The 10,796-nt window shown below is 38.6% G+C and carries 5 protein-coding genes; all 5 read left to right on the plus strand.

The features are described from left to right. Positions 1-218 precede the first annotated feature (218 nt). Entirely contained in the window at positions 219-608 is a 390-nt protein-coding gene (gene tagD / locus KNQ15_RS11820; protein WP_214729631.1) for a glycerol-3-phosphate cytidylyltransferase, read from the plus strand. A gap of 52 nt (positions 609-660) precedes the next feature. Next, positions 661-1,794, plus strand: coding sequence for a CDP-glycerol glycerophosphotransferase family protein (locus KNQ15_RS11825; protein WP_047392343.1), 1,134 nt, complete (start codon positions 661-663; stop codon positions 1,792-1,794). 37 nt (positions 1,795-1,831) lie between these two features. Then, a complete protein-coding gene (locus tag KNQ15_RS11830; protein WP_047392345.1) occupies positions 1,832-2,101 on the plus strand; it encodes a hypothetical protein in 270 nt (89 codons plus the stop codon). A gap of 248 nt (positions 2,102-2,349) precedes the next feature. Beyond that, a complete protein-coding gene (locus tag KNQ15_RS11835) occupies positions 2,350-9,507 on the plus strand; it encodes a DNRLRE domain-containing protein (RefSeq protein WP_214729632.1) in 7,158 nt (2,385 codons plus the stop codon). 170 nt (positions 9,508-9,677) lie between these two features. Continuing rightward, positions 9,678-10,376, plus strand: coding sequence for a hypothetical protein (locus KNQ15_RS11840; protein WP_052169425.1), 699 nt, complete (start codon positions 9,678-9,680; stop codon positions 10,374-10,376). Positions 10,377-10,796: the final 420 nt, after the last annotated feature.

Consider the following 10,796-nt stretch of genomic DNA (forward strand, 5'->3'; position numbering starts at 1 on the left):
GAGCTGTAGTAAATCCTTCGGGAGGCGCTAGAGCTCTTTTTCTTTCAAAGGAATACTTAAAATGAGTGAGAGCTGGGTATAGAAATTAATAGTAATTGTAAATGAAATATGAGATTCGTAAACAGATTGTATATTTCATACAATATTATTGATTTATAGTAAGACATAGAGAGACTCACAGATAAAAGAAGACGAGTCAACCAAAGGAGAGAATGAATATGAAAAAAGTCATTACTTATGGTACGTTTGATTTATTGCACTGGGGACACATTAATATTTTAAGAAGAGCAAAAGAAATGGGCGATTATTTGGTAGTTGCGATTTCTACGGATGAATTCAATCGATTAAAACATAAAGAAGCATATCATAACTATGAAAACCGAAAGATGATTTTGGAAGCAATCCGATATGTAGATGAAGTCATTCCAGAAAATGAGTGGGAACAAAAAATTCAAGACGTTCAAAACCATGGTATTGATCTATTCGTTATGGGCGATGACTGGGAAGGAGAGTTTGATTTCCTAAAAGATTATTGTGAGGTCGTATACTTAAGCAGAACAGAAGGAATCTCGACTAGTCAGATAAAGAATGAATTAAGTGAGAACTGAACGGAGTGGTCAGGAATGAAGTATACAGGATTAATCCTATCCGATTTACTACATGCGTGAGCTGTTAATTACTAGTTATCTTTTTGTATTTCGATGTTTCTATGTTTTGTTTTCTACATTACCGCTACAAGACACAACCGTCTTCTGGGTCACGTATGGGGATAATGTAAAGCCTATAAGTGATCAATTGAAGAGAACGCGTCGTGAACACAAGCATGTCCTGATTTATGATCAGAAATACGTAAAGGATGTCGAAGCTTGGCAGGTGGAACGATCCGTACAGTATAGCGTTACTCAATGCATCATACTTGCGTATTACTTAGCCACATCAAAATATGTCTTCCTAGACAATTATGTATCTGAACTGGGTGTTTCTAAAGTTAGAAGAGGAGCAAAGCGAGTACAATTGTGGCATGCTGCAGGTACCTTAAAAGAGTTTGCACTAATGACTCCTCAAACGTATGCATCAACTCGATCAACGATAAAGAGTTTTAAAAAAACCTATTTAAACTATGGTGATTTTATTGTTCCAGGAGAAGGTGGTGCGGAATCGTTTGGGCGCGCCATGTCATTACCAACAGAAAGATTTATCCCGTTAGGTATGCCACGAACGGATTACTGGTTCCAAAACAATGAGGGGTTAAAAGAGCAAGTGAAACGAACGCTCGATGTTAAGGAAGAGCGTGTCGTGCTATATGCGCCGACATATCGAGAGTATGAGTGGAATGTCACTGATACACTAAAGCAAATGCAGCAGCTCGATGGTTTAGGCTGGAAGGTACTGATTAAATTACATCCTACTGTTCAGCAAAATTTATCCTTAGATGAAGTTTCAGGTATAACGATTGTAGATGATACCTATACAATTAACGAGTACCTATTGATCACGGATGTTTTGATTACAGATTACTCGTCCATTCCATATGAGAGTTGCTTGCTCGCGATTCCTACTTTTTTGTATACGCCGGACTATGAACGATATGATGAAACTCAAGGTGTCATTCCAAATTATCCGGGTCTTTTGCCGGTTACGTATTCTTCATCGTTTGAAGATGTATTAGACTGGATAAATTCTGACGAACGTTTGACGGAAAGCAAAGAAGCAATGCATGTCTTTCAAAATATATGGTATGAGGAGAAGTCGGGACATGCAGTGGAGCGTATCATTCGACATTACTATATATAATCGTTAGTATATGAATTTGTGAGAAAGAGGTGGGTATATGATTGGTTTGGTACGCCCTTTAAGTCACGATACCGACTGTCAAAAACAAGTCACACTCATTAATAAGCATTATCAACTTATGATTCTTCGTTGCGAAGGAAAAGAGAACAATAAAGCATCCTTGAAAGAAATGATTCAAATGCTAGTTCCAGAAGAAGAACTTATCGTTGCAACGGTAGAAGTTTTTGGAGATTCGAACGAGGAAATAAAGCAAAATCTGAAGCTTCTTCACGATCGCAACATACATATTACCTCCCTATCCGATTAAGCCTAATCAAAATTTTTCAACATTATTCGGAGTAATTACATACAACAAGATATGATTGGGACTTTCAATGATCATAACTGCCATAATTAATGTAAAACATCTACCTCTTTACCATAAAATGAGGGAGATGTTTTTTTTTGTGAAATGAGTAAAAAAATATGGGAAAGTACTTTATTTATTTTCTTTTTTGTAATATAAATGTAAAGTAATGTTTTTTTTTAAATTAAGTATATGAAAGGGAGATGAACTTGCACAAGAAACTGAAGAAAAGTTTAAATGCGACGCTAGTTTCTGCACTTGTGATTTCGAGTGTTCCGATGAACGAAATCAATGTTAAGGCAGAAAATAGTAAGGCATCCGTAAAAAAAACAGTTGAAACTACAGCACCGAATACATTATCAGACGCTTTATTACCAGCATCCGAATTAAGTACGGAAGATACGGTGGTTCAACCCGGGACAAAACCAGGTACATATAATCTCACGATGTTCGATAATGAGATTCAAGTGAAGAACGGACAAAAGAAATGGGAAAAGGTCGATCCTTCTTTAAAACGTAATGCAGACAATGATTTAACGGCGACTGCTACTGATTTAAAAGTAGAGTTCGACTCAACCATCGATAGCAACTCTCCGTTGCTTGAAGTGGGAGAAACTAAAAATGATAAAGTCTCTTATGTTTTTAAAGGAGTCGAAACAGCAGAAGGTATTCAACCGATCCAACCTGCACTAGCAACAGTAAACGGAAATGAAATCCTTCATCCGAACATCTTACCGAATGTAGATTTACGGCATATCGTGCTGAATAAAGAAGTCAAAGAAGACATCATTCTTAAGCAAGCTGTTCCTGGATTGAAATCTTTTGTTTACGAAATTAAGACCCCGTTAGAAGCAACACTTGATAAAAAAGGGCACATCGATTTTAAGGATAAAAAAGGGGATATCCTATATTCTATGCCTGTCCCAATGATGAGTGATGGGAAACAGGACTCAAAATCAGGACTATCTAGTGAAAGTTACGATATTGACTATGAGCTGGAATCAACAAAAACGGGCTATCAACTGAAGTTAACCCCTGACACCAAATGGCTTTCGAGTGAAGATCGTGTCTACCCAATCTACATTGATCCATCGGTGGCGAAAGATGCATCGCTCGATACATTCGTATCCAGTGCGAGTCCGACAAGTAATTACAATAAGTACTGGAACTCGGCATTAGGCGAGTATGTTTTACGGGTCGGGAAGTATGATTCGGCAACAGGGACTAACTATGCATTTGTTAAAATGCCTGCTCTCTCTGATTTAAAAGGAGCTGAAATTTCAGCTGCGTCCCTTAAGACATACGTCAAATGGAATTACTATGCGGGAACAAAGACTGGTCTATGGGTGGACCGTGTCAATGCGAACTGGTCGGAGACAGGTGTGACGTGGGATACAAAACCGTCATCAACAAATATTACGTCTACTACCGTTGCCCGCGATCAATGGGCGACGTTCAATGTGTTATCTGCGATCAAAACCATCGCAGATGGTTCAAGAACAGATTACGGATTTAAATTCCACACGAATGGTAACGGTCAAACCTATTGGAAGCAATTGACTGCCAGTGAGAATACAAAGAATAAAACGAATCTGAACGTCACTTACAGCTATCCGCAAATGGGATCGTTAAAAACGAACGCATTCCCAAGTGGAGCCGGAGCGACAACAGGTTATTTTGAAATCTCTTGGCCTGCAGCTAAGAACGCTTCCAACTATCGTTTACAATTGCACAACGGTAAGGGATGGCGGACAATCTATAAAGGAACAGATTTAAGTTATAGCACGAAAGGAAAACGCTTCTGGCCGACGCCTGCTCAGTACAAAGATAAGGATTCGCTGACAGGTGGTGTAGCCTTTCGTGATGGAGACGGGATGGAATTACCTATGGATCCGTCGCCTATGTATACAGCAAGTATTGGAAGTACATCTACTTCAAAAGCATATCAGTTCCGAATCGTAGCAGATTATCCATTAGGAACAAGTACACCTTCTACGGTCGTGAAACCAACACTCGAAGGCATCATCCCTGATAAGCCAGCACCCCCGACTTACTCTGCCTTCGCAAATGAAGCAGATAGTAAAGGATATTTCAACTTAGAATGGGAAAGTGTTGAAGGAGCAACATCATACGATATTTTACTCTTTAACGGAAATAGCTATGAACGTTTCCCTGCTGGCGATGTGACAAGTTGGTCGAGCAAAGGAAAACGTATCTTCCCGACTGAAGCACAGGCTGCAAGTATCGCGTTAGGTCAAACGGATGCATTCCGAAAATCAGGAGACGGGCGTGACTTCTTAACGGATCCACGTAGTCTATATCGTAAGACGGGTACTAGTTATGTAAACTCAGTGAATTACTATGCGAAGGTAGTCGCAAAATCAAGTAAGGGTGAAAGTGCTGCTTCTGCATATACACGCGTTTATTTCCCGGTAAAAAATGTAAAATCAGAGACCACTGGTTATGAGGATAATCGAAATCAAGATAGCGGATTCTTATTCTCTCGTTGGAACAGTACTCCAGAAGCAGCAGGCTATGTCGTCACTGTGTCAAACGGTAAAGAAGAACAAATTGTTGCTCAAAAGTCGGCTAATGAACTTTCGTGGACAAGCCGCGATCAAAAAATCTGGCCGCTGGCGGGTCAAGGGTATACGCTGAAAACAGATGGAAGTGGCCGAGAATTGCCCCTCGATCCGAGTGCCACGTATGACCTGTCGGGTGGGGACGTACCTGACAAACAGTCGTATTATGTTCGTGTACGCCCCTATCGAGCAATTAACAGTGGGGTGACAGATGTTTACAATCCTCAAAGATATATAGGATTAAGTGAACTGAAAGATTCAGATGTGTCTAGCGCAACCATTCAAAAAGGAAATGGCGCTAACTTAGGAAGTGAAGAATTCTTCCCGATTTATGAAGTCGGCAACACTTCCATCAACTTATCAAATGGAAACCAACTATTTGAAGCAAGTGATGCCTCCTTGCCAGGACGTGGACCGGATGTTTCCATTGACCGGACTTTCAACTCAATTGATCAAACAGTAGGATTATTTGGTCTTGGGTGGAGCAGTTCGCTCGAACGTCGCTTATCATTAGTAAAAATCTCTGGAAAAACGGAGATGATTAATCTTCGGGAAGCGGATGGGACAAGTCATAACTTCATCAATAACGGTTCAGGTACCTTCCTACCACCGACAGGCGTCGATTATGAAATTGCGACAGTTGGCGCTGGTGATGCTACAGAGTATCACGTGCAATCCACCGAGGGTGTAACGGAAGTCTATGATGTGGATGGATACCTTGTCCGGATCGAATATGATGCTAAAGAAGAAGGCAAGAAGAACAAAGTCAAGGTGATATATGGTACGAATAGCGATGGCGAAAAACGTCCGACGATGCTCCTTGGTGCGAGTGATGCTGGGGAAAGTGCAGCAGAAAATCGTCAAAATCGCTTAGTTATCTCTTACAAAGCGGATTCCAATCTCATTGAAGAAATCAATTTAATCGCGAGTTCCGATGATAATGTGAAGAAGCGGAAGTATACGTATGCGTATAACGATAAACAAGAGCTCGTATCGATCATTGAATCTGATTTATCAGATGGAGGAAAATCAGAAGAAACGAAATACGGTTATGCTACACCAGTAGAGTCAGACACGGCTGCGGGAACACAGCGCTTAAACGAAGTGATTCTTCCTGGACATGATGCAACAGTATCCAACAAACTGACCTTTAATTCTACTATTCTTGAAGATTCTACGGAGTTCGAAGAAGCCTATACGGAGACTGATGAAACAGGGGTCAGCACGCAAGTAAAACTCGGGAAACAGACAGATGGCAGCAAAATTACAGGTTATAAAGTCGTTGAAGATCTAGTCGATAGTTCTGGAAATAAGGTTCCAAACAGTGCCGATAGTACAACCCTTTATAATGCTGAAGGTAACTTGATGGAAGAGAATACAACATCTGACGGAAAAGCTTCAAAAACGGCGTACAAGTGGGTTGATCAACGTCTTACCGAGACGGTCTATCCAGATGGTGAGAAAGAACTCACGGAGTACGGGAAACGAAAATTAGCAGGTACAACAAAAGATGAGCTGGATGATCAAGTACAAAAAGAAATAGACGCAACAAGTTCTGCGACTTACGAGTATGCATCGAACGATGATGATGTAATTAAAGAAACTGATGAGTTTAATTTATTATCAGAAAGTGGATTAAATGACGATCGGGAAGAAATCGTAGATCACTATGCTCCGGAACAGCAAATTGGGTTCACTGAGTACAACTCTATCGGAAATGTCACACGAACAGGTGCATCAATTGGTCCAGCGGTTAACCTAATCCAAAATGGTGGATTTGAGAAAACGGCAAACTGGACAGGTGGAACCTACGTTTCTATAGGTAAAAATGGACGTGCCTTGACACTTAAAGGGACAATTGCTTCTCAAGAAGTCTCCGTTATTGGTGGCGATCCTTATAACTTAAACGCATATTTTAAGACAACGGGTACTGCTAAAGCAACAGCACGTGTTCTATTCTACGATGCAACTGGAAAGTTATTGAAGACGCAAACAATCCAAGAGATGGGCGACGTTTCAGATTGGGTTCGTGGAACAGAAGAAATGACTTCTCCGAGTACAGCAACAAAAGCGAAAATTGAATTAGAAGGTATTGGAACAGATACAGTTTACTTTGACTCTGTTCAATTAAACACAGCAAAAGCGTATAAAGCAGTATCTGCTTCTAACTTTAACTTTGTTGAAAATGGTGGATTTGATTTACTGACAGGATGGACGCTTACAAATGCAGTTAAAAGTGATTCGGGGTATGAAAGTACTTCCGGTGTTCAACTAAACGCAAACGGAGTAGCGGAACAGACGGTAGTCGTCGCGCAAAAAGCGGCCGTGCCGTTCTACATTTCTGCCCTTGCTAAAAATGCATCTACTGGAACGACGCTTGAAGCAACCGCTACCTTTACGGATGGGACCACTTCTACGCAAGAAGTAACTTTCCAAGATGTCGATCAAAATACAGCGATCTGGCAACGCCAAACTGCTCAGTTTACGTCAGACAAGGCCGTTTCGAGTGTGAAAGTTCGCCTTAAGAATGTATCCGGAGCAGCGTATATCGATGCAGTCCGTGTTTCGGAAGGTCGCGCTGTTGAGACTAGTAGCTACGATGCTCAAGGAAATAATGTTGTCGCTAGTCAAGGGTTAACGAAGACTGAAGTTAAGAACGAAGTGAATGCGTATGGTGACGTACTCAAAGAAATCCAAGGTGATAAAGTTAAGACGAACGAGTACGATTTCCAAGGTCGAATGGTCAAAAGTATTGCAGCTAACGGCACAGAAATTTTCTATGAGTACGATAAAAAAGGAAATGTCATTTCGAAAAAAGTCGGTACAAATAGCCCAACAATCTATGGATACGATTCTAAAAATCGAATCGTTTCTAGTACTTCTCCCGGTGGAAAAATCACAAAGTACACCTACAATAATCTAACTGGTGAAGTGACTCAAATCACCTTACCAAGCAACTCTGCATTGTACACTGTATACAACGCAGAAGGTCAGGTAGCTGCGATTAAAACGCAAGCAAAAGGTGCATCCTCATCTGTTAGTGAATATGAATATGCATATAATGCAGACGGAGACGTAACATCGGTAATCAATTCACGAAATGGTTCTAAGAAGTCTTATACGTATGATGTTGGAACTAGTGCAACCATTGAAGGTGCAGCGACTAAGACGGGAACTGGTCGTTTAACAGATATCGAGGATTACTTTGGACAAAAGCAAAGCTTTAAATATGAAGTAGCGCCTAACGGAGTTCAGACAGAACTTGTATCTGAAATGACAGCAGGAGCTTTGACTTCTGCGTATCACTATGATGCTGCGAAACGTAATGATGGTGTTACTGTCGATGGATTAAAATGGACGTTCCGTCACGATGAATTGGGACGTTTGATTCAAAATCGTCTACCAGGAGTTACGGCTGGAGAATCACTCATTGATTATTCAGACACAGGTGCTATCTCTAGTTGGGTCTCACGTGCTGGTACACGTCAAGTTGCGTTTGAAAAATATAGCTATGACAAGTATGGTAATCTCACAGAACGGAATACTTCGTTCGGAAAATCAACATACACCTACGATAAATTAGATCAACTGGTATCTGAGACAACACCATCTGGAACAAAGTCATTTGAATACGATGCCAAAGGAAATCGTATTAAAGATGGTTCTACGACTGCAACATTTGATACAGACAATCGATTAACGAACTATGGTAGCGAAGTGATTTCGTACGATGACAATGGTAACCGTCTCAAAGATGGGAAGTTGACGTATCAATGGGATGAGTTAGGTCGCGTCAGCAAAGCGACATTGTCAAATGGTACAACCATTAGCTATGCGTATGATGAGTTAAATCGCCGTATTGAAAAGAAAATCGGATCTGAAACGATTCGATTCCAATACGACGGCGACTCAAATCAATTGCTTGCTGAAACAGATGCGACAGGTGCACCAATTCGTCAATATGTGTACAGTAGCGATAAAGTTCTTCTTGCTGTCAAAACAAAAGGGAATTGGTTCTTCTATCATAAAAATTATCGTGGTGATGTAGTTGCTATTACAGATGTAAATGGTAGTACTGCTGCGACATACGATTATGATTCATGGGGTAATCCAATTGCTGAAAATGTATATAATGCAGATGTAACAAACCAGCCGATTCGTTATGCTGGATACTATTGGGATAAAGAAACATCGCTTTATTACTTGATGGCCCGTTACTACCACCCGAAACATGGTGTATTTTTATCAATTGACCCAGAATTAGATGCAGATGAATCTGTATCGATGAGCAATGGATTCTCATACGCTGATAATAGTCCATCACTTAAAGTTGATCCTGATGGAGAATGGGCTTGGGCTGTTGCATGGGGCGCATATGGTGGTTATAACGGATATCAAACAGCAAAAAGAAGAGGTTATACTGGTTGGAAGAAATGGGGATATGTAGGTTACAGAGCTGTATCTGAAGCGGTAGGATATAGAAAAATATATAGAGCTGGAAGAGCTTTATACCTTGCAAGAAAAAGTAGAGGTACACCTCAGTTATATGGACATCCACTATCTACTAGAATTCAGCGTAACTCTAAAGGGGTAATTGAGAAATATACAACTTATGGCTCTAATGGACATTATACAAAAGAAGTTCGATTAACAGGAAAATCACATGGTAATGTTCCTAGACCTAATGTTAAGTACCCATATTACAATAGACATAACGGAAAAAAATGGATCAATAAACATTTGGTTCGTCCAGCTAAAAGATGGGAAATACCAAGAAGACGATAAGTTATATAGTTTCTCAGGAGTAGTTAATTAATTAAAATACGGTTTCTCAAGATATTGAGAAACCGTATTTATATAATTTTTATAAAGTTATACTTTTGTAATTTTATTAAATAAATAAGAGATTCATTTGATGTAAAATCATGTATAGATAATTGAAAGGAAATATAAAGATGAACTATATTTCAGGAGGATACTACTTAGTTGAATTAAAAGAACGTCCAAGTTATATTGAAAAGAAAATTATGCCAGATAAAGTTCTTTCTTTAAGCTCATGTATTTGTAATATTCATCCTTCTATTGACGTGTTTTGGGGTGACTCTAATGTGAATAAGTTGCAATACATGGATGATTGGAATTTATCAACTCTAGATTATAAAGAACTAGAAAACTGGATTGAAAAAAATTTTAAAAAAAATGTTTTTTTGTATCCTCAAGTATTTTCAAGCGTTAAATTAGCAAAAGAAATTAAAAAAAAATTTTTTGATTTTGATAATATTTATATTATCGGTATCGCATTACCTGAGCAATATGTAAATGACTTTGTTAATTTTGAAAATTCATTAAATAAAATTGAATTAGATAGGTACGGTGTCGAAAGCCTTCTTTTAAAAAAAGATAGAATTAATCTCGAGAACACAGAATTCCTAGGTTACGAGATTTTAGGGTTTGAACCAGGAATGTTTCACTCTTATCTATGTAATGGATTAGAAAAAGATTTTAATCATAACTTTGATTTTTCACCTAATAAATATGGATTTATAAAAACTATTGAAGAGTCAATAAAGTATTGTGAATATAGTAATAGTAATGTTGAAAACTTAGGAACTGAAGATGTACTCTGGTTACCTTGGGCTGTTTTTAAATACTAAGATTGTATATTTTCCAGTTTTGAGATAATACATTTTTTGTTTTCTAATTTTAAAGATATTTTCAAATGATTTTTGTCTAACATTGAAAGAAGTAAAAAAATGAATTCTAAAATATTCATTATATAACGTAGTAGATTAAATCATTTATAATATATGCAAAAATAAATTATAACAGATAAAGTTCATTACTCAATTAAAGAATGATATGCTCTCACAAAAATAGATAGTTTTATTATTAAAACTATCTATTTTTGAAGGGAGTTTTTTTTATATGACGAATTGTAATATTAAGTGCAACACCTAGCTGAAAACACAAAAAAAACCCATAACGACCTCGTGTAGAATAGAGTTACCACACCAAATTCAACGGAGGATTCGTTATGAGCTATGTTCATCTTACCACATCAGAAAGAGTCAAAA

This window comes from Exiguobacterium sp. s168 (assembly GCF_018619035.1).
GTDB classification, from domain to species: Bacteria; Bacillota; Bacilli; order Exiguobacteriales; family Exiguobacteriaceae; genus Exiguobacterium_A; species Exiguobacterium_A acetylicum.

Excerpts from the sequence above, each read along its gene's own strand:
- KNQ15_RS11830 (WP_047392345.1), top strand. The coding sequence starts at position 1,832 with ATGATTGGTTTGGTACGCCCTTTAAGTCACGATACCGACTGTCAAAAA.
- tagD (WP_214729631.1), top strand. The coding sequence starts at position 219 with ATGAAAAAAGTCATTACTTATGGTACGTTTGATTTATTGCACTGGGGA.
- KNQ15_RS11840 (WP_052169425.1), top strand. The coding sequence starts at position 9,678 with ATGAACTATATTTCAGGAGGATACTACTTAGTTGAATTAAAAGAACGT.
- KNQ15_RS11825 (WP_047392343.1), top strand. The coding sequence starts at position 661 with ATGCGTGAGCTGTTAATTACTAGTTATCTTTTTGTATTTCGATGTTTC.